Origin of the sequence: Martinezella calliandrae (assembly GCF_030272695.1) — a bacterium.
GTDB lineage: Bacteria > Pseudomonadota > Alphaproteobacteria > Rhizobiales > Rhizobiaceae > Rhizobium > Rhizobium calliandrae.
In genome coordinates this window covers 51,304-70,712 of sequence record NZ_JARFYN010000007.1, presented here as the reverse complement: position 1 = coordinate 70,712, position 19,409 = coordinate 51,304, and the positions used below count along the sequence as shown (strand labels likewise).

Sequence of the window (19,409 nt, the reverse complement as noted above, 5' to 3'; positions counted from 1 at the left end):
GCTACTTAAATAGCACATTCTTTGAATGAAGCAAGGTGCTCTCACAAGCTTCATGAGATGGCAACTGCTCCATAGCGCCGTGATTATGCGGCCGGCAAGGAGCAGCCCTTGTCCACACCTCGCCGGCAACAGGCCGTATGATCAAGCTTTTAATTTGACCGGGGTCTCCGGCACTGGCGTTAGCACGTTGCCGTTATTGAACCATGCGATGATGTTGTCCGCCACAAGATCGGCCATGGCGTCGCGCGTTGGCACCGAGGCGGACGCCACATGAGGCAATACCGAGATATTCGGCAGCGAAAGGTAGCCTTCCGGAACGTTCGGCTCGTCGTAGAAAACATCGAGGCCAGCAGCTCCCAGCGTACCGTTGCGAAGGGCCGCGATCAGCGCATCGTCATCCACCGACCAGCCGCGCCCAACATTGATGAACACGCCCTGCGGCCCAAGCGCCGATAGAATCTCGGCATTGATCACCTTGTGCGTCTCCGGCGTCTTCGGAACGATGGAAATCAGCGTATCCACCGACTGTGCCATTTCCTTTAGGGTCGAATAGTAGTCGTAGGGCAATGAGTCGCGCGGCGAGCGCGTGTGATAGCCGATCTGGACCTTGAACGGCCCAAGCCGTCTGGCAATCTCCAGCCCGATGCGGCCGAGGCCATAGATGCCGATGCGACGTCCCTTCATGGAGAAGGGCGAAAGCGGAAAGGCACCGTCCTTCACCCAGCGCCCCTCACGCAGCCAGCTTTCCGCCTTCGGAAACTGCCGCAGCGTGTTCAGCAGCAAGGCAATCGCCGTATCGGCCACCTCGTCGTTCAAAACATCGGGCGTGTTGGTGACGACGATCCCCTTGGAGGCGGCATGCCGGACATCGATGCCGTCATAACCGACACCGAAATTGGCGATGACTTCGACGTTCGCAAAGGCATCGATCCAGGCGGCATTCAAACCGCCCGCCACAGCAATGGCACGTATGCGCGCTGCGGTTTCCGCGTCAACCTTCGGGCCGTCATCACGTTCGACGGAAATGATATCGAACTGCTTCCCGAGCTTTTCGAGAACACGCGGGTGTATTTTCCCCAAAACGAGGACGGCAATGCGAGTATCAGACATGATCTTTCCTCTTGAAGACGCGGCTCGGCGCTACTGGCGCGCCTGATAGGGAGACGTCGATTGACGGATGCGCATTTCCGGCTTGATGAGATGAATTCCATCCGGCTCATGGCTGCCCGCCAGCCTATCCAAAAGCGCGCGCGCCGCAAGCCTTCCGACCTCGGCTTGGCCGTTCCATACGGTCGTCAGCGCCGGCGTCGCGATCGCCGCTTCCTCCAGATCGTCATAGCCGGTGACCGAAATATCTCTGCCCGGTACAAGGCCGGCGCGGGAAATGCCGTTCATCAAACCGATCGCCACGAGATCGTTCCAGCAGACGGCCGCCGTCGGCTTCTGCGGCAATGACAGAAGATGCACTGCCGATTCGAAACCGCCCTGCTTGGAGCGAGCGCCGGGAATGCGCAGGTTGGGGTCGACTTCGATGCCTGCCTTGCGCAAGGCGTTCACATAGCCTTGATAGCGGTCACGGCCGGTCGAGGTCTGGTCCGTGCCGCCGATCATCGCGATGGTGCGATGGCCGAGGCTGATCAAGTGGTTCGTCGCCAGCGAAATGCCATAGCTGTCGTCGCCGCGAAAGGTCGGCAAATCCAGTCCCTCCATCGAACGGGCGACGAGGATGGCCGGCATGCCGTTTTCCTCCGCCAGATCGAAATCCTCCGCGGGGGTGCCGATCGCCGGCGACATGATGATGCCATCGCCACCAAGCTGCAGCAGAGTTTCGACGAAGGTTCGCTGCTTTTCGACCGAATCGTAATGATTGGAAAGAATGAAGGTGTGGCGGCTACGGTCGAGCTCGCTTTCGATCGCCTTGAGGATTTCGCCGTAGAACGGGTTCATGATGTCGTGGACCACGACGCCGATGATCCCGGATCGCGATGTTCTCAGGCTTGCCGCGCGGCGATTGTATATATAGCCGAGCGTGCGTGCCTGATCCTTGATCTTCTCGCGTGTATTGGCCGCCACCAGTGGGCTGTCGCGTAAGGCAAGGGATACCGTCGCTGTTGAAATGCCCAGCGTTTCCGCAATGGTCGAAAGCTTTATCTTTTGCGCCATGCGCTCCTCTCCTCGTGAAACGCAGCCAAATATGCAATCCCGTCGTCTCACGATTCCGGAATTTAAAAACTTTAATTAAAAGATTAAATCGCGCCGCGCAACTCGAATTCGCGGGGATTGTCAGAATTCCTCATCATCTTCGTCATGGTCGCCGGCCTGAAGATTGCCTTCTATCGCCTTTAAAAGGCGCACGAGCGAGCGGACATCCTTCTCCGAAAAGCCGCGGGTGGCGAGTTCGTCGCAAGCTGCCGCCGAACTTGTGATTTCGGTGACGCTATTGCGCCCGGCCTCGGTGAGATAGACCTTGGTCAACCGGGCGTCCGTCGCATCCGGTCGTCGCTCGACGAAGCCCTGCGCCTCCATGCGGCCGATCGTGCGAGTCATGGTCGGCGCCTTGACGCCGAGCTTCTGGGCCAGCGTTCCAGCCGGCAGGCCATCGCTCGCCGCCAGCGCAAGGATGACGCCATCCTGCCCTGCATAGAGGCCGCTGGCCGTCAGGTTGCGTGTAAGAACCGTACGCATCGACCGTGCCGCCTGCGTCAACGCCGGCGACAAATCGGCAAGCGTGTACTCGCCGTGGTCCTTCTTCTTACCCGACTTACCTTTTTTTCCGTCCTTACTCTTCTTACCCATCGTGATTCCGTTGATCTTTCCGCCGCTGCAGCATCACGATATGACATTGCGCAGGTTTTTGACATAAACAAGAGGCACATCCACAGATGGCACAACCAATGGCGCGTTTCGATGACAATGATAGGACGCTGACGCCGATAGACCGGGCAAACTGGATCGCCGTCCTGCCGCTTGGCGCCCACGAACAACACGGCCCTCACTTACCCTTCGAGACCGACACATTGATTGCCGAAGGCATCGCGGCCCGCTTGAAGCCTGCGCTGCCGGCTGACTTGCCGGTCACTTTTCTACCCGCGGAGCCCGTCGGCTACTCTATCGAGCATACGGATATCGCCGGCACCAGGACGCTCGCCTTTGACGAAGCCGTCAACCGCTGGCTCGGTATCGCCGAAAACCTGCACCATCTCGGCATCCGCAAATTCGTCATGCTGAACGCCCATGGCGGTAACTCGCCCGTGATGACCATCGTGGCGACGGAAGCGCGCGTTCGCTTCGACATGCTGGCGGTCGCGACCAGTTGGACCCGCTTCGGCGTGCCGGAAGAACTGATCGCGCCTGAGGACAAAGCCATCGATATCCACGGCGGCGATATCGAGACGTCGGTGATGCTCGCGCTCCATCCGGAGAAAGTCGACATGACCAAGGCTGCGGATTTCCCTTCCCGGCAATCCGATTTCAGCAGGCGCTTCAGGCATCTGCGGGCCTACGGTCCCCATGCCTTCGGCTGGAAAATGTCGGATCTGAACGCACAAGGCGTGGCGGGCAACGCCAGTGCCGCGACAGCGGTGAAAGGCGAGCGGCTGATTGCCCATGCGGTGAAGGGATTGGTGGAATTGCTCAGGGATGTCGATGAGTTTGATCTGGAAGCATTGTCCTGAACCACATTGAAGGCGAAATCCCAAACCTAATGTGATCTTATAACATACAAAAGCCTTTGAACTGCCGCCGCCAACTCCTTATATGGAGCTCGATCACTTTCCGCTCTCCGGGGCAAACTCCCATATTTCGAGGCTCCCATGACCGAAACAGCCACGCAAAAGCCCATTCCCGTCACCGTTCTGACGGGCTATCTCGGCGCCGGCAAGACCACGCTGCTCAACCGTATTCTCTCCGAAAACCACGGCAAGAAATACGCCGTCATCGTCAATGAGTTCGGCGAGATCGGCATCGACAACGATCTAATCGTCGAATCGGACGAGGAAATCTACGAGATGAACAATGGCTGCGTCTGCTGCACGGTGCGCGGCGACCTCATCCGCGTCGTCGAGGGCCTGATGCGCCGCCCTGGCCGTTTCGACGGCATCATAGTCGAGACCACCGGCCTTGCCGATCCGGTTCCCGTCGCCCAGACCTTCTTCATGGATGACGATGTCCGAGCCAAGACCGAGCTCGACGCCGTGGTCGCTCTCGTCGACGCCAAGCACCTGCCGCTGCGCCTGAAGGATAGCCGCGAGGCCGAAGACCAGATCGCTTTTGCCGACGTCGTCGTCATCAACAAGTCTGATCTCGTTTCGCCCGAAGAGCTCGCTCAGATCGAAGACATCGTCCGTGCCATCAACCCGGCCGCCCGTGTCTACAAGACCACCCGCTCCGGCGTCGACCTCGCCCGGGTTCTGAACCAGGGCGCCTTCAACCTCGAGCGCGCGCTGGAAAACGACCCGCATTTCCTCGAGCATGGCCATGAAGATCATGTCTGCGGCCCGGATTGCGATCATGACCACCATCATCACGACCACGACCATGATCATCATCACCACGATCATGATCACCACCACGGCCTCTCGGCCATCCATGATGTGACGGTACAGTCGGTCTCGTTGCGCGGCGGCGAGATGAACCCGGAGCGCTTCTTCCCGTGGATCCAGAAGGTTACGCAGACCGATGGGCCGAACATTCTGCGCCTAAAGGGCATTATCGCCTTCAAGGGCGATGAAGAGCGCTATGTCGTCCAGGGTGTCCACATGATCATCGAAGGCGATCACCAACGCGCCTGGAAAGAGGGCGAAAAGCATGAGAGCCGTCTGGTCTTCATCGGCCGCGAGCTCGACCGTGAAAAACTGGAAAAGAGCTTCAAGGCCTGCGAGGCGGCTGCCTGATGCCGACTGTTGCTCCGCTTGATATCGACGGCCACGTTCTGGCCGTCGAATTTTTAGGTGATACCCCCTTCTTCGCCAGCGCCGCCGGCGCGATCCATCGGCTGGACGGCGGCGAGAAGGTGACGCAAGCCCATCAGGGAATGCTCACCTGCATTCGCGATCCCCATAGCGATAGCCTGGTTTCCGGCGGCGAGGACGGCAAAGTTCTCCGGATCGCTGCTGACGGTGGCGTTACCGTGCTTGCCGAAGCCCCGCGCAAATGGATCGCCCAGCTCGCTGCTGGGCCGCAAGGCACGGTCGCTTACGCATACGGAAAAAGCAGCTTCGTGCGGCTGGCCGATGGCTCAACCAGGGAATTCACCGAGGAGCGTACTGTCGAAGGCATCGCCTTCGCGCCCAAGGGCTTGCGCATCGCGGTCGCGCGCTATAATGGCGTGTCACTGCATTGGGTCGCAATGACCGCGCAGCCTATCAATCTCGAATGGAAGGGCGCCCACACCGGCGTCACGTTCTCGCCGGACGGTCAGTTCGTCGTCACCACCATGCAGGAAAACGCGCTGCACGGTTGGAAGATGGACACGAAGCCCGGCGCCGAGGCGCGGCATATGCGCATGACCGGCTATCCCGCCAAGGTGAAATCGCTTTCCTGGTCCAACAAAGGCAAGTGGCTCGCATCCTCCGGCGCACCGGCGGCGATCGTCTGGCCCTTTCAGGGCAAGGACGGTCCGATGGGCAAAGCGCCGCTGGAACTTGGCACCCGCGCCAACATCATGGCGACGTCGGTCAAATTCCATCCGGTGGAAGACATTCTGGCGATCGGCTTCATCGATGGCATGATCCTGGCCGTGCGCATCGGCGACGCCAAGGAAGCGCTCTTGCGCCGGCCCGGCAAAGGCGCAATCACCTCGATGAGCTGGAGCAAGTCCGGCAAGCTGCTCGCCTTTGCCTCTGAAGCCGGCGATTGCGGCGTGGTTGACGTTTCCGATTGATGAGAAAGTTATAGCCATGTCGCAGACAGGAACGGCAATCGCCGAACATTCCACTGCCGTTACCTGCAGCGTCTGGGACATAGTCCGCCATGAGGCGGCCGACCTCGCCGGCCGCGAACCGACGCTGCGTCCATTGCTCTCGGCGCAGATCATCGCGACGCAGTCCGATGCCGAAAGCCTTGCCAGTGTCTTGGTCGCTCGGCTTTCCGTTGCTGGTATCGACACCGGCGATCTCTTCGCCCTGTTTCAGGATGTGCTGACGCGGCATACCGCAATCCTAAAGGCGGCGGAGGCCGATCTCGCCGCCGTCCGCACTCGCGATCCCGCCTGCACGACCTATCTGCATGCGCTGCTGAACCTCAAAGGCTTCCAGGCGCTACAGGCCCACCGCATCGCCCATACGCTCTGGACGGAGGATCGACCGGAAATCGCAAGCTGGCTTGCCAATCTTGCCTCGCTCGTCTTCGGACCGGATATTCATCCGGCAGCCAAGATCGGCTCGTCCATCATGCTCGATCATGGCTCCGGCATCGTCATCGGCGAGACCGCCGTCATCGAGGACGAAGTCTCGATCCTGCAGAACGTAACGCTCGGCGGCACCGGCAAGGAAACCGGCGACCGACATCCGAAGATTCGTCACGGCGTGATGATCGGCGCCGGCGCGAAGATCCTCGGCAATATCGAAGTCGGAGCCTTCAGCAAGGTGGCGGCCGGCAGCGTCGTGGTGAAGCCGGTTCCGGCCCATTGCACAGTCGCCGGCGTTCCCGCCACGGTGGTCCGCATCCATCGCGCCGACGAGATTCCGGCTGAGACGATGGATCAGAATATCTAGCTTTGGTCTCTGAACGACCGTGGCAACCTCGTCCTTCGAGGCTCCTCCCCTTCGACAAGTTCAAGGCGCTCCGCGCCTCCGTCACGCCACCCATTTTACACTATCACCATCGCAGAGGCATGAGGCGGAGTGAGCTCGACGTGACAGTACGAACAATAGGCCCGTGCGGCCGGACCCAAAAAGATCGGCCCTCACCCTGAGGTGGGAGCGAAACGACCCCCAAAGAGCGGGAGCGAATGGGACGTATCAAGGTCAGCCGTGACATAAGGTAGCAGGCTACGGGCATCCGCCATACTTGCCCGCGACCTCCTTTTTCATGTCAGCAAAAACAACCCTTTAGTTGCGTCCGTTATAGGCAACGCTACCCTCTCACGGCATGTCCCTTCACGGAACTGTCATATGCGCTTGATAGCCCGGCATGGTTCCCTCCGCCTCGGCGCGGCGCACCTTCAGCGTCGGGGCGCAGACCCCACCCGAAAGGATATGGCAATGATCTGTCTTTCGCATCGCGCCGCCCTTGTTGCCGGCAGCGCGCTCACCTTGATTTCGCTCTGTTCCACCGTTGGTGCCGCCGATGGGGCGCCGACGAATACTGCGACGCCGATCAAGCATCTCGTCGTCGTCTTTCAGGAAAACGTTTCTTTCGACCATTATTTCGCGACTTACCCCAAGGCAGCCAATGTCGACGGTGAGCCGGCATTCAAAGCCGCGGACAACACCCCGACTGATATCAACACGCTCGCCCACGAAGGTCTCATCGACAGCAATCCGAACAAGACGAATACCGCCAACGGCGCCGATGCCGCGGCCCCCTTCCGTCTCGATCGCACGCAGGCAGCTGCACAGTCGCAGAACCACGGCTATACCGCCGAGCAAGCCGCCTACAACAATTTCGCGATGGACCTCTTCCCGGCCAACACCGGCAAGGGCACCAAGGGTGCCGCCGGCGCATTCGGCACCAAGGGCCAGGTCATGGGCTACTATGACGGCAACACCGTCACGGCACTCTGGAACTATGCTCAGCACTATGCACTGAACGACAATTCCTTCTCCACCAATTTCGGCCCGTCGACCCCCGGTGCGCTCAACCTCATCTCCGGCCAGACCAATGGCGCCATCCTGCCCCCGGGCTACACGTTGGAGAAGGACGGCACCTATTCCAAGGGCCGCATCGTGCCTGACGGCAACGGCGGCTGGACGGCGATCAGCGACTTCGATCCGACCGGCGACGCCTGCTCGGCCGGCCAGACGGCTCTGATGTACGGCAAGAACATCGGCGACATGCTGAACGAACACAACATCACCTGGGGCTTCTTCGAAGGCGGCTTCGATCTGACGCAGACCAATGCCGACGGCACGACGGGCTGCAAGCGCGCCACGACCTCGACCGTTACCCAGGTCAATAGCCCCGATTACATCCCGCATCACGAGCCGTTCCAGTACTACGCCTCGACGGCCAATCCGACCCATGCGCGTCCGTCTTCGGTCACTGCGATCGGCACCACCGACATAGCCAACCACCAGTATGACATGACGGACTTCTACGCCGCGCTGAAGAACGGCACCATGCCGACAGTCAGCTTCCTAAAGGCACCGGCCTATCAGGATGGCCATGCCGGCTATTCCGATCCGCTCGACGAACAGGAATTCGTCACCCAGGTGGTCAACACCGTCCAGAATTCGCCGGAATGGAAGGACACCGCGATCATCGTCCTCTATGACGATTCTGACGGCTGGTATGACCACGCCCATGCCGTCGTCAATCCGTCGAGGCTCGGCGTCAAGGGTTATGACGTGCTGAACGGCGACGGCTGCTCGGTCGGCACCCCGCTGCCGGGCGTCAACGGCCAGCCGGCCCAGGGTCGGTGCGGCTACGGCACGCGTCAGCCGCTGCTTGTCATCTCGCCCTACTCCAAGGTCAACTTCGTCGATCATACTTTGACCGACCAGACCTCGGTGATGCGTTTCATCGAAGACAACTGGATGGGCGGCGAACGCCTCGGCGGCGGCTCGTTCGACGCCATCTCCGGCGCGCTGAACAACATGTTCGACTGGTCGAAGGGCGACGCGCGGAAACTGATCCTCGACACGAAGACCGGCAACAGCGCCTCCTAAGCCATGAATGAGCGGGATGGAAAATGTCCTTGAACACTAAGCACCGTTTCCTCCCCCTGATCGCACTCGCGAGCGTCTCGCTCGCGGGGGCGACCATCGGCTTGGCTAGCGAACCCGCCAATGCCACTTCAGATACCATTGACGACGAGGCTACACTGAGTGCTGTCGCTCAGCTGGGGCGGAAGCTGTTCTACGACCCATCATTGTCCGGCGGCGGCCAAATGTCCTGCGCCACCTGTCATGATCCCAACAATCACTATGCGCCAGCTAATGATCGCGCCGTGCAATTGGGAGGACCGCATCTCGATCGGCCTGGCATCCGCGCCGTTCCGAGTCTCGCCTACAAGATGTCGACGCCTTCCTTCTCCGTCGGCGGGGAGAGCGCGGTCGACGAGGCTGCCGAGGCGGCCCCGATGACCGAAGCCTCCGGCGTAGCGCTTGCCAATGCCCCGGCAAACGTCGCGGGACCGCTGACGGCACAGGCCGTCGTCAAGGCCGGGTCGAATGCACCCGATCTTGTGCCGCAGGGTGGCATGTTCTGGGATGGCCGCGTCGATTCGCTGGAGGAACAGGCGCTGCAGCCGATGATATCACCCTTCGAGATGGCCAATGCCGATGCCGCCGCCGTCTATGGCAAGCTGAGGCAGAGTTATGGCAAGGACATTGGTGCCCTTTTTGGCAACAATGTCCTTAATGATCAGGAAATGACGATCGCCGAAGCCGGTTTTGCGCTGGCGCGTTATCAGATCGAAGAGCCGTCCTTCCACCCTTATTCAAGCAAATACGACTATTATCTGCGCGGCAAGGCGACGCTGTCGGACGCCGAAATGCGCGGGCTGAAGCTGTTCGACGATCCCAACAAGGGCAATTGCGCCTCCTGCCATCTCGACAAGATGACTGGCGACGGCCATATGCCGAACTTCACGGATTTCGAATTCGAGGCCCTTGGCGCACCACGCAATCCGGACATTCCAGCCAATGCCGACCCGCACTATTACGACACCGGCATCTGCGGTCCGCTGCGCAATGACACCTATTCCGAGCAGCCGCGGAATTGCGGGCTATTCAAGACGCCGACACTGCGCAATGTCGCCACCCGCCACGTCTTCTTCCATAATGGCATCTACCACTCGCTGGAGGACGTCACTCGCTTCTACGTCAAGCGCGACACCAATCCTAACGAGATCTATCCGAAGGACGCCAAGGGCGAGGCCCAGAAATACAACGACCTGCCGACGCAGTATCAGGCCAATATCGACGTCATCGACGCACCTATGAACCGCAAGTTCGGCGACGCGCCCGCGCTGAACGATACCGAAATCGCCGATCTCGTCGCATTTCTGAAGACACTGACGGACGGTTACGACCCGGCGAAGGATCGGTTGAAGGCGGCAAAGTAGAAACGCCTCCGCTCGCATGGGCGAAGGCGGATGAGGCTTTAGGCAGCCATGGCGACCGGAGGTTGACCCAGCTTGCGGCCGCTGGCGACGATCATGCCGGCAGCGCCATCCAGCCAGCCATCCTTGAGTTCCAGCGCGAGGAAGCGGTTGCGCTGGAGCGGACCGGGCATGACGAGATGGCGGGTCTTTTCGGCGAAGAAGCCGAAACGCTCATAGTAAGGCGCGTCGCCGACGAGCAGGATGGCACCATGGCCACGCTTCTTGGCTTCGAGGATGGCGGCGCGCATCAACGCCGAACCGACGCCCTTGCCCTCATGGGCACAATCGACAGCCAGCGGTCCGAGCAACAGCGCGTCTACCGGGCGGGTTTCACGATCGACGCCGGCCTCGATGTTCCACAGACGAACGGTGCCGATGACATGGCCGGCGCGATCGCGGGCGACAAGCGCCAGGCCCTCGGCCGGAACGCGACCGCGGCGGAGCTTTTCGGACGACTTCTTGCGGCGGTTGGCGCCCATGACGCGATCGAGCAGATTTTCTCGCGCAACGACGTCGCCTGCGTTTTCCAGGTCGAGGGTGAAAGTGGAAGGCGCAAAGAATGCGCGCACAGAATCAAGAACAGCGGCCATACCGGCCTCCCGTGCCCAATACCGTTATCAGCGGTGGTGACGAACTTATTGTGAGGGTGCCGCCCCGGCTGGTTACGGGGCGGCGATATCGGACTTTAGATGACATAGGCCTTCAGCGGGTCGAAGCCGTTGAAAGCAACCGCCGAATAGGTCGTGGTATAGGCACCGGTGCCTTCGATCAGGACCTCGTCGCCGATGGTGAGCGTGACCGGTAGCGGATAGAGGTTCTTTTCATAAAGCACGTCTGCCGAATCGCAGGTCGGGCCGGCGATGACACAGGGTTCCATCTCGTCGCCGTCACGCGTCGTGAGGATTGGGTAGCGGATCGCCTCGTCCATGGTTTCGGCGAGACCACCGAACTTGCCGATGTCGAGGAAGACCCAGCGAGCGGCGTCGTTGTCCGACTTCTTGGAGATTAGGACGACTTCAGCCTTGATCACGCCGGCATTGCCGACCATGCCGCGGCCCGGCTCGATGATCGTGCGCGGGATCTGGTTGCCGAAATGGGCGCGCAGAGACGCAAAGATCGCCTTGCCGTAGGCTTCGGCCGAAGGAACGTCGCGCAGGTACTTGGTCGGGAAACCACCGCCCATGTTGACCATCTGCAGGTGAATGCCCTGCTTGGCAAGCGAGACGAAGACGCGCTTGGCATCGGCAAGGGCAGCGTCCCAGGCATCGACCTTGGTCATCTGCGAGCCGACGTGGAAAGACACGCCGTAGGATTCCAGGCCGAGCTGATGGGCATAGACGAGAACGTCGACAGCCATCTGTGGAACGCAGCCGAACTTGCGAGACAGCGGCCATTCGGCGCCTTCCCCATCCGTCAGCACGCGGCAGAACACACGAGCGCCGGGAGCGGCACGGGAAATCTTCTCGACTTCCTCGTGGCTGTCGACAGCGAAGAGGTCGATACCAAGTGCATGCGCACGGGCGACATCGCGCTCCTTCTTGATGGTGTTACCGAAGGAGATGCGGGCAGCCGTCGCACCGGCGTCGAGCGCCATTTCGATTTCAGCGACGGACGCGCAATCGAAGTTGGAGCCGAGGCTTGCGAGCAGGCGCAGCACTTCCGGAGCCGGGTTGGCCTTTACGGCATAGTAGATGGCGCTGTCCGGCATGGCATGACGGAAGGCGTGAAAATTGTCGCGGACGACATCGAGATCAACCACCAGGCAGGGACCGTCCGGACGTCGGGTAGCGAGAAAGTCGCGAATACGTTGCGTGGTCATGTCAATTCCCTTTTTCAATTCCAAAAGCTCCGGGAAAAACCCAGAGGACAAAGGGCGACGCTCATCCGCTCAGGTACCAGCCGGTGGAGACCCCGGAACCGTGCAAACGCGCGACGCGCAGATAATGAACCAGTGCTACGAACGCAGCGCGGATTCGGCTTTGTCTGCCATGGATTGGAGGGAAAATCCCAACCGCACTTCCGGCAATGAAGGTGTGCCTCTTCAGTAACCCCGGCTGATGGAAAGCCGGGAGAGAACAAAAAGGCCCGCACCGTCGTTGCTTCAGATGTCCTCGCATTTTCCGGTTGGCCGGAATAGCGACTGGAGGGGTTAATTCCAGGTACCTTACCGATTTTCTCACCACATCGAGGATCGGCGGACACCCACGGGCACGTGCGACTTTGGGCTGAAACCGAAATAGGAATATTCGCGGTAATAATCAAGATTTTTTTTCGCCGACGACTGAAAAAAATAATTGAACAACCCAGCGCAATTTGTTCAATAACTTGCGACGGTTAACGAGGGCTTTGCCATGGACACTTTGACCCGGATTCGCGCCTTTATCGATGTGGTCGAGGCGGAAGGTTTCTCCGCGGCCGCAAGGAAAACCGGGCGCTCCAAGGCGCTGCTTTCCAAATATGTCCGAGAACTCGAGGATGAGCTTGGCGCGCTCCTGCTCAATCGCACGACCCGGCAATTTTCGATGACCGAGGCGGGCCATACTTACTATCGCACGGCTTCCGACATACTGAAAGAGATCGACAATCTCGCCGACCTCGTGCGCGAGAGCAATCAGCAGCTCAAGGGCCGTCTGCGTATCTCCGTGCCGCGCACTTTCGTCGACGCCGATGTCGGGCAATCCTTGATCGACTTCGCCAAAGAAAATCCCGACCTCGCGCTGGAGATCGCCGCCGACGACCGATTCGTCGATCTGATCGAAGAAGGCTTCGATGTCGCCGTGCGCGTCACCAAGCTCGAGGATTCTGGCATGATCGCCCGCAAGATCTCGGATTTCCGCGTTCACATCTGCGCGACCAAAGAGTTTCTTGACCGCTATCCGACGCTGGAACATCCCAACGATCTGGCAAATGTGCCCTTTATCGTCGATACCAACAACCGTTCACAGAACAGCATCCGCTTCTTCAATCCGGACAGCACGACGTTCAATGTGGCCATCAGCGGCCCGATCGAAGTCAATAGCCCGCACGCCACGCTGCGCGCCGCCTTGTCTGGCCTCGGCGTTGCCGTGGTACCGGATTTCATCGGCCGCAAGGCGATCGCGAGCGGCGAACTGCTGACATTGTTCAACGATTACATCCCAACCGACCGCGGCATCTATGCAGTCTACCCGCACCGCCGTTATCTCCCGGCCAAGGTGCGCATCTTCGTCGACTACCTGCATAACTGGTTCCGCAAGCACAGCTGAACATTTTAGCTCTGGCGACTGGTCCCAATTCCGTCTCATTTCCTGACCAGAAATCGAGGTGAATCAATGCTCACGAAGCACATCGGACGCATGAGAAAATCCGCACCTGTCTATTCTACCGCCCTCGTCGGAGGCCTGTTGCTCGCGCCTTTCGCGGCATCGGCACATCCGCATATCTTCGTGGAAGCGCGTCTGGAAGTACTCGCAGGCTCCGACGGCACGGTGCGGGAGTTGCGTAATGTCTGGCGCTTCGACGAGGTCTTCTCCTCCTCGGTGCTGATGGATTTCGACAAGAACACCAATCTGAAGCTCGATCCGGACGAGCTCAAGGAAGTCGGCAAGACGGTGCGCGATTCGCTGGCCGAGTACGACTACTACACAAACCTGACGCTTAACGGCAAAGCCATCAAGGTGAACAAGCCAGAGGTTATCAATGTCGACTACAAGGACGGGCAGCTCCTGATGTTCTTCGCGGTCAAGCCATCCGAGCCTATGGTGCTGAAGGGCAACAAGCTCAGCTTCGGCATCTACGACCCGACGCTCTACACCTCGATCGATTTTCCCAGCGACAGCGAGCTGGTGACGGAAGGCGATGCCTTTAAAGGCTGCACGCAGAAAGTCGTGCGCCCCGATCCGGACGACGTAATCGCCGAAAACAAGGCGACTTTAACGGACGCCTTCTTCAACGATCCAACGGGAACCACCATGTCGAAGCTCTTCGCAACGCGGATAGACGTCCAATGCTGACGTCACGGATATCGAAGCTAATTGCTGCGGCAGCTCTCGCCTTTTTCGCGGCAGTTAGCCTTGCGCACGCCACCGGATCGCCGCTCGGCATCGGCACGGCGGAACCGAGCTTCCAGCCGACCGGGGGGCCGTTGGCGCCGATCTTTCTCTATGTGAACTACCAACAACAGACCTTCTATCGGGCGCTCACCAAATCCATCGAGGCCATGCGCCAGGACCCTTGGCAGCTGTGGACGCTGGTCGGCCTCTCCTTCGCCTACGGCATCTTTCATGCCGCCGGCCCCGGCCATGGCAAGGCCGTCATCTCTTCCTACATGGTCGCAAACGAGATCGAGCTGAAGCGTGGTATCGTCATCTCGTTTATCTCGGCCTTCATTCAGGGCATCGTCGCCGTTCTCGTCGTCGGGGCCGCCTATTTCGTTCTGCGCGGCTCGGGCATCACCATGACGATGGCCACCAATGCGATGGAAATCACCAGCTTCGTCATGGTGATTATCTTTGGTGGCTGGCTATTGTTTCGCAAACTGCGCTCGATGATCCAGAGCGGGCCGCAGCGCCAGGAGGTGCAATTCGCGACGTCGGCCGGCCCGGTCAGCATATCGCTTTTCGAAGATGCCTCCAAAAGCTCAGGTCCTGTGCAAAAACTCTCCCGTCTCCGCGCGATTGCGCAGTCGGGCAATCGCTATAATTGCGACGACTCGACGCATGATTTGGCCAATGACATGGTCTGCGAGACCTGCGGCCATTCGCACCTGCCGGATCCGAAAATGCTGTCGAACGAAAAATTCAGTGTCCGTGAAGCCTGGTCTGCGGTCATCACCGTCGGCCTGCGCCCTTGCTCGGGCGCGCTGCTCGTCATGACCTTCTCGATGCTGAACGGGCTCTATTTCGGCGGTCTGCTTTCGGTCATCGCCATGTCGGTCGGCACCGCGTTGACCGTCTCGCTGCTCGCCATTATCGCCGTCTTCGCCAAGGGCACCGCCGTGCATTTCACCGGTCGCGGTTCGAAGCTTTCGACATGGGTCGGCAATGGCATCGAAATCCTGGGCGCATTGCTGGTCATCTGCTCCGGCGTGATATTGCTCGGTGCGTCGCTGCAGACCTGACCCCGTGGATTATCGGTTCTTGCGCCTCTGATAGCGGGCTCTCAGCCAGAAGACCAAAAAGAAGGCCAGGATGACCAGGACGCCGAAGCCGGTGCCGAGCCACGGCGAAACATTGCCGAGCCAGACGATGACATCGGGCATCAGGTACAGTAGCGCCATGGCTGCCAACAAAATAATGGCGGCTGCGATCGCCGTTGAGCGGGTTTCGCTGTTTTTATCCGTCAAAATGGCTATTCCTTCGCGCGCCACTAATCGTTGTCCGGCGAAGGCTTAGGCCAGCCGCCCGTGAAAGGCAACCGGCCCTTCCCGAGGATGATCAGACCTTGGCGCTTGCGACCGTTGCCTCGATATGATCGACCAACGCGTCGGCGAGACCGAGACGGCCGGCGAGAAGATCGAGATAACCGCGCTCTGCCCGCGAATCCGGCTCGATCGTCAGCCGCGACGCAGTGTAGACCTGCACGCGCTGCTCCTCCGTTTGCGCCGATGCGACGATGGCGTCGAGATCGACAGGGTTAGCGAGCTCACGCTTTAAAAAAGCTTCCGCTTCTGGGCCGACACCCGCTTCCTGCACCTTGCCGAGAATATGTTTGCGCTCCGCATCGTCTATATGCCCATCGGCGCGGGCGGCGGCGATCATGGCGCGGACAAGGGAAAGTGCGAAATCATTGCTTGCGATCGCCGGCGTGGTGCTAAAGCCGGAATTGGAAGGCGGCGGCAGGAATTGCGGCTCCGCCTGCTCGGCAGGTTGCGGCGCCGGCTCCGGCGCATTGCCGGCCTGGTAGTTCTTGTAGGCCTGATAGCCAAGCCCGGCGATGGCGGCGAGACCGCCGAGCGTCAATACGTTGCCGGTAATCTCGCGGCCCGTCTTTGTGCCCAGCAGCACGCCGGCAATGGCACTGGTCGCCAGCGGATTGTCCCTGGCAAGATTGATGGCTTCAGTCGCCTTGTCTCTCACGCTTCCCTGCATTCCCGGAACTTGCGATCCCAGGAACTGGTCCAGAAGCTTGCGGGCGTCGATCATCTTGATGGTCCTCCGTCCTTTGTAAAGCATGATCCCAAAACCTGCGCGGCGGTTCTTGGCGAGATCATGCGCAAACAAACCTGCAAGAGGGAAATAGGAAGAGACGATTGCGAATACAAACCTGCCGAAAAGCAAAAGGGCGCGTATGGAGCCATACACGCCCTTTGGTCGACTTTTCGGAAGGTCTTAGCCCTTCAATGCGGCCGCTTCGGCGGCGAGCTTGGTGATCCCGGCCCAGTCGCCGGCCGTGACCAGTTCCTTCGGCGCAACCCAGGAGCCGCCGACGCAGATGACGTTCGGCAACGACAGGTAATCATGGGCATTCTTCAGCGAAACGCCGCCGGTCGGGCAGAACAGCGTGCCCGCGAGCGGCGAGGACAGCGCCTTCAGATAGGCAGCGCCGCCAGCCTGTTCGGCCGGAAAGAATTTCAGCACCTTGTAGCCTTCCTCGCGCAGCGCCATGACTTCGCTCGCTGTCGCCGCACCCGGCAGCAGCGGCACGTGGGAGGAGCGGGCAGCGTCTAGTAGCTCCTGCGTCGTACCGGGGCTGACGATGAACTTCGAGCCAGCCTCGACGGCAGCTTCCCATTGCGCGACATTCAGGATCGTGCCGGCGCCGACTTCAGCGCCTTCGACTTCCTCCGCCACGGCGCGGACGGCATCGAGCGCGCCGGCGGTGCGCAGCGTGATCTCGATTGCCTTCAAACCGCCTTGAACCAGCGCCCGGGCGAGCGGCACAGCCGATTTCGCATCTTCGACAATGAGGACAGGAACGACGGGCTGCAGTTTCAGGATGGAAAGAAGCTTTTCGGTTTTCTCGCCCATGGTCGGCGTGCTCCCTTAAAACGATTGAAATCCGGTGTTCGAATAGCCCTCCGAGAAGTCATTGTCGAGACAAAAGCGAAGTTTGATGAACATGGGTAGGAAATTCCGAAAACATCCGTTAGTCTATTTAGATATGATGCTGACGGAGCATGTCGAGCGCATGGCAAAAGAGATCGAGCGAAAGTTTCTGGTGCGCGGCGATCATTGGCGCGACCTCGCTTCCGAGAAACTCACCCTACGGCAGGCCTATATAGCCTCCATGGACGATCGCTCCGTGCGCGTCCGCCTGACGAACGACACGGTCGCCACCCTGACGATGAAGATCGGCAGGGCGATGACGCGCGACGAGTTCGAATATGAGATCCCGGTTGCCGATGCCGAAGAACTGCTCGGCAACGCCATCGGCCTCGTCATCGAGAAGACCCGCCACAAGGTGCCCTACAAAGGCTTCGTCTGGGAAGTCGACGTCTTTCGCGGCGCGCATCGCGGCCTGGTGACGGCCGAGGTCGAGATGGAGTGCGAAAGCGATAATCCTGAACTGCCAGATTGGGTTGGCCGCGAGGTGACCGGCGAATATCGCTACTCCAACCAGGCGCTCGCGACGCAATTCGAACAGGAATACGATGAGTTATCGCATTCGGCCTGACAAGGCCTTCGACGACGATGTGCATACCGCCGCCGCGCGGCAGCTCGGCAAGGCGATAGCGGCATTGACCGATCGGCCGGAGGGACTGCACGAGGCCGTGCACACTGCGCGCAAGCATATCAAGCGCGTGCGCGCGCTTTACCGGCTGATCGCTGACCGCGCGCCGGAGTTCCAACAACAGGAAAATAGCAGGCTGCGGGAAATGGCGCGAACCCTCTCCCACGTTCGCGACGCGACTGCTCTGATCGAGGCTGGTCGTCATCTGCACGAGACGGCGACATGTGAGGAAGAAGCCCAGGCGCTAGGACGTGTCATCGACGTCCTCACGGCCCGGCGCGATCGGCTATCGGAGACGCAAACCGACCTCGAAGAGAAGGCGGAGGCCGCGGTCGCTACCTGCCGCGACGCATTGGAGGCGCTGAATGCGACCTCTTTCGACAGCGGCCGACGCGAGGCCGGGCGCCTCTTTCAAAAAAGCTGGCGCAAGACGGGGCGCAAGGCGGCGAAGGCACTCGCCGAGTGCCATGCCGAAGCCCGTACCGATCAATTTCACGAACTGCGCAAACGTGGCCAGGATTGCTGGATGCATCATGCGCTGCTGCGTGACATCTGGCCGGCCGCCATGCACGCAAAACAGCTCGAAGCCAAGGCACTGGTCGATGTGCTCGGCCGCTATCTCGATCTGTCGATGCTTTCCGAAGTCACCGATCGCGAGCCGCATCTCTTCAACGGAAACGACGACCGCGCCCGCCTGCTGGAGGCGATCATCTCCCGCCAACAAACCGCCCGCCAGGATGCCCTTGACAAGGCCCGTTGGGTTTTCGCCGACGAGCCAAAGCAGGAAGCGCGGACGATCAAACGGCTTTGGCTGGAAGCTGGGGATTGAGGTAGTCTCCGCTACACGCTCGTCACCGAAGGCGTGAAATCGGTTCCTCGCCCATGGAAGCAATCATCGCCGGCAACAAGTTTTGCCGGGTGCGCCATCTATCGAAGCAATTTCTCCATACGAAAATTTTCGAGCATCTGCCCGCGCTTTTCCACCGTCTGCGATGCCAGGACGAGGAAACCTCGTCGTTCGAAGAATGGTCTGGCGGTAAGGCTGGCTTCCGTAAAAATGCACCCGAGCCCCTGTTTTCTCGCCTCTGCCTCGATCGCCGTCAGGAGCAGGCTGGCAGCCCCGATGCCTTGATAGTCGGGATGAACAAACATCATATCCAAGTGCCCATCGGCCTCGAGATCCGCAAATCCGACTGGCACGCTCGCATGCTGCGCGATCCAGGTCGGCCTGCTTGACCGGCGTTTTGCCCAGGCTTCCCTGTCGTCCACTTTAGCCCAGGCATCGACTTGGGCCTGATTGTAGTCCCTAGACGCCACTTGCCGGATCGCTCTCTGGAATATGTCGCTGGTCTGATTGGCATCCGCCGGGACATATGCTCTTACAGTCAGCATGTTCTTTGGCACCTTCACCTCTGGTGGCGTATCGATCGCTCCCGCACAAATTACGGCCGGCTGATCCATTCATCGTTTCTCCGCATGATCTTTGCAAAGG

General features: G+C 60.0%; 20 protein-coding genes. 11 read left to right on the top strand and 9 right to left on the bottom strand.

Going from position 1 to position 19,409, the window contains the following annotated elements:
- Window positions 1–141 precede the first annotated feature (141 nt).
- The 3 genes from PY650_RS07290 to PY650_RS07280 form a co-directional block, all read right to left on the bottom strand.
- The gene (locus PY650_RS07290; protein ID WP_285878388.1) at window positions 142–1,110 is read right to left on the bottom strand and encodes a 2-hydroxyacid dehydrogenase; all 969 of its coding nucleotides are present in this window, start codon (window positions 1,108–1,110) and stop codon (window positions 142–144) included.
- Between the two features lie 30 nt (window positions 1,111–1,140).
- Window positions 1,141–2,163, bottom strand: a complete 1,023-nt coding sequence (locus tag PY650_RS07285) for a LacI family DNA-binding transcriptional regulator (RefSeq protein WP_285868289.1) — start codon at window positions 2,161–2,163, stop codon at window positions 1,141–1,143.
- Window positions 2,164–2,283: 120 nt separating this feature from the next.
- Window positions 2,284–2,796, bottom strand: coding sequence for a MarR family winged helix-turn-helix transcriptional regulator (locus tag PY650_RS07280; protein ID WP_285878387.1), 513 nt, complete (start codon window positions 2,794–2,796; stop codon window positions 2,284–2,286).
- Between the two features lie 86 nt (window positions 2,797–2,882).
- Between PY650_RS07280 and PY650_RS07275 the strand changes: the two genes are divergently transcribed.
- From PY650_RS07275 to PY650_RS07250, 6 genes are all read left to right on the top strand, one after another.
- Entirely contained in the window at window positions 2,883–3,674 is a 792-nt protein-coding gene (locus PY650_RS07275; RefSeq protein WP_285878386.1) for a creatininase family protein, read from the top strand.
- Window positions 3,675–3,812: 138 nt separating this feature from the next.
- Window positions 3,813–4,892, top strand: coding sequence for a CobW family GTP-binding protein (locus tag PY650_RS07270; protein WP_285878385.1), 1,080 nt, complete (start codon window positions 3,813–3,815; stop codon window positions 4,890–4,892).
- Window positions 4,892–5,881 carry a WD40 repeat domain-containing protein gene (locus PY650_RS07265; RefSeq protein ID WP_285878384.1) on the top strand — a complete coding sequence of 330 codons (990 nt, stop codon included), beginning with the start codon at window positions 4,892–4,894 and terminating at the stop codon, window positions 5,879–5,881. The genes PY650_RS07270 and PY650_RS07265 overlap by 1 nt, the downstream gene beginning before the upstream one ends.
- Window positions 5,882–5,897: 16 nt before the next feature.
- A complete protein-coding gene (cysE, locus tag PY650_RS07260; RefSeq protein ID WP_285878383.1) occupies window positions 5,898–6,713 on the top strand; it encodes a serine O-acetyltransferase in 816 nt (271 codons plus the stop codon).
- Window positions 6,714–7,202: 489 nt separating this feature from the next.
- Window positions 7,203–8,828 (top strand): phospholipase C, encoded by a 1,626-nt coding sequence (locus tag PY650_RS07255; protein WP_285878382.1) that lies wholly within the window; start codon window positions 7,203–7,205, stop codon window positions 8,826–8,828.
- Between the two features lie 23 nt (window positions 8,829–8,851).
- Window positions 8,852–10,228 carry a cytochrome-c peroxidase gene (locus PY650_RS07250; RefSeq protein ID WP_285878381.1) on the top strand — a complete coding sequence of 459 codons (1,377 nt, stop codon included), beginning with the start codon at window positions 8,852–8,854 and terminating at the stop codon, window positions 10,226–10,228.
- Between the two features lie 38 nt (window positions 10,229–10,266).
- Here PY650_RS07250 and PY650_RS07245 read toward each other — a convergent pair whose 3' ends face one another.
- Window positions 10,267–10,857 (bottom strand): GNAT family N-acetyltransferase, encoded by a 591-nt coding sequence (locus tag PY650_RS07245; protein WP_285878380.1) that lies wholly within the window; start codon window positions 10,855–10,857, stop codon window positions 10,267–10,269.
- Window positions 10,858–10,952: 95 nt separating this feature from the next.
- Window positions 10,953–12,086, bottom strand: a complete 1,134-nt coding sequence (gene odc2 / locus PY650_RS07240; RefSeq protein ID WP_285878379.1) for an ornithine/lysine decarboxylase — start codon at window positions 12,084–12,086, stop codon at window positions 10,953–10,955.
- A 532-nt stretch (window positions 12,087–12,618) separates the two neighbouring features.
- Between odc2 and PY650_RS07235 the strand changes: the two genes are divergently transcribed.
- The 3 genes from PY650_RS07235 to PY650_RS07225 all read left to right on the top strand — a co-directional run bounded on the left by PY650_RS07235 (window position 12,619) and on the right by PY650_RS07225 (window position 15,365).
- The gene (locus tag PY650_RS07235; RefSeq protein WP_285868299.1) at window positions 12,619–13,512 is read left to right on the top strand and encodes a LysR family transcriptional regulator; all 894 of its coding nucleotides are present in this window, start codon (window positions 12,619–12,621) and stop codon (window positions 13,510–13,512) included.
- A 66-nt stretch (window positions 13,513–13,578) separates the two neighbouring features.
- Window positions 13,579–14,259 carry a DUF1007 family protein gene (locus tag PY650_RS07230; protein ID WP_285878378.1) on the top strand — a complete coding sequence of 227 codons (681 nt, stop codon included), beginning with the start codon at window positions 13,579–13,581 and terminating at the stop codon, window positions 14,257–14,259.
- Window positions 14,253–15,365 carry a nickel/cobalt transporter gene (locus PY650_RS07225; RefSeq protein WP_285878377.1) on the top strand — a complete coding sequence of 371 codons (1,113 nt, stop codon included), beginning with the start codon at window positions 14,253–14,255 and terminating at the stop codon, window positions 15,363–15,365. The genes PY650_RS07230 and PY650_RS07225 overlap by 7 nt, the downstream gene beginning before the upstream one ends.
- A 9-nt stretch (window positions 15,366–15,374) precedes the next feature.
- On the opposite strand, the gene PY650_RS07220 is transcribed toward PY650_RS07225, so the two are convergent.
- The 3 genes from PY650_RS07220 to PY650_RS07210 all read right to left on the bottom strand — a co-directional run bounded on the left by PY650_RS07220 (window position 15,375) and on the right by PY650_RS07210 (window position 17,214).
- On the bottom strand, window positions 15,375–15,590 hold the full coding sequence (locus tag PY650_RS07220) for a hypothetical protein (RefSeq protein ID WP_285878376.1): 216 nt from the start codon (window positions 15,588–15,590) through the stop codon (window positions 15,375–15,377).
- 91 nt (window positions 15,591–15,681) lie between these two features.
- Window positions 15,682–16,389: a tellurite resistance TerB family protein gene (locus tag PY650_RS07215; RefSeq protein ID WP_285878374.1), complete on the bottom strand. Its 708-nt coding sequence runs from the start codon at window positions 16,387–16,389 to the stop codon at window positions 15,682–15,684.
- Window positions 16,390–16,575: 186 nt separating this feature from the next.
- On the bottom strand, window positions 16,576–17,214 hold the full coding sequence (locus PY650_RS07210; RefSeq protein WP_285878373.1) for a 2-dehydro-3-deoxy-phosphogluconate aldolase: 639 nt from the start codon (window positions 17,212–17,214) through the stop codon (window positions 16,576–16,578).
- Window positions 17,215–17,374: 160 nt separating this feature from the next.
- On the opposite strand from PY650_RS07210, the gene PY650_RS07205 reads away from it, so the two are divergent.
- Both PY650_RS07205 and PY650_RS07200 read left to right on the top strand, forming a co-directional pair.
- Window positions 17,375–17,860, top strand: coding sequence for a CYTH domain-containing protein (locus PY650_RS07205; RefSeq protein WP_285878372.1), 486 nt, complete (start codon window positions 17,375–17,377; stop codon window positions 17,858–17,860).
- Entirely contained in the window at window positions 17,838–18,746 is a 909-nt protein-coding gene (locus PY650_RS07200; protein ID WP_285878371.1) for a CHAD domain-containing protein, read from the top strand. Before PY650_RS07205 ends, PY650_RS07200 begins: the two co-directional genes overlap by 23 nt.
- Before the next feature lie 98 nt (window positions 18,747–18,844).
- Here PY650_RS07200 and PY650_RS07195 read toward each other — a convergent pair whose 3' ends face one another.
- Window positions 18,845–19,309: a GNAT family N-acetyltransferase gene (locus PY650_RS07195; RefSeq protein ID WP_285878522.1), complete on the bottom strand. Its 465-nt coding sequence runs from the start codon at window positions 19,307–19,309 to the stop codon at window positions 18,845–18,847.
- Between the last annotated feature and the right edge of the window lie 100 nt (window positions 19,310–19,409).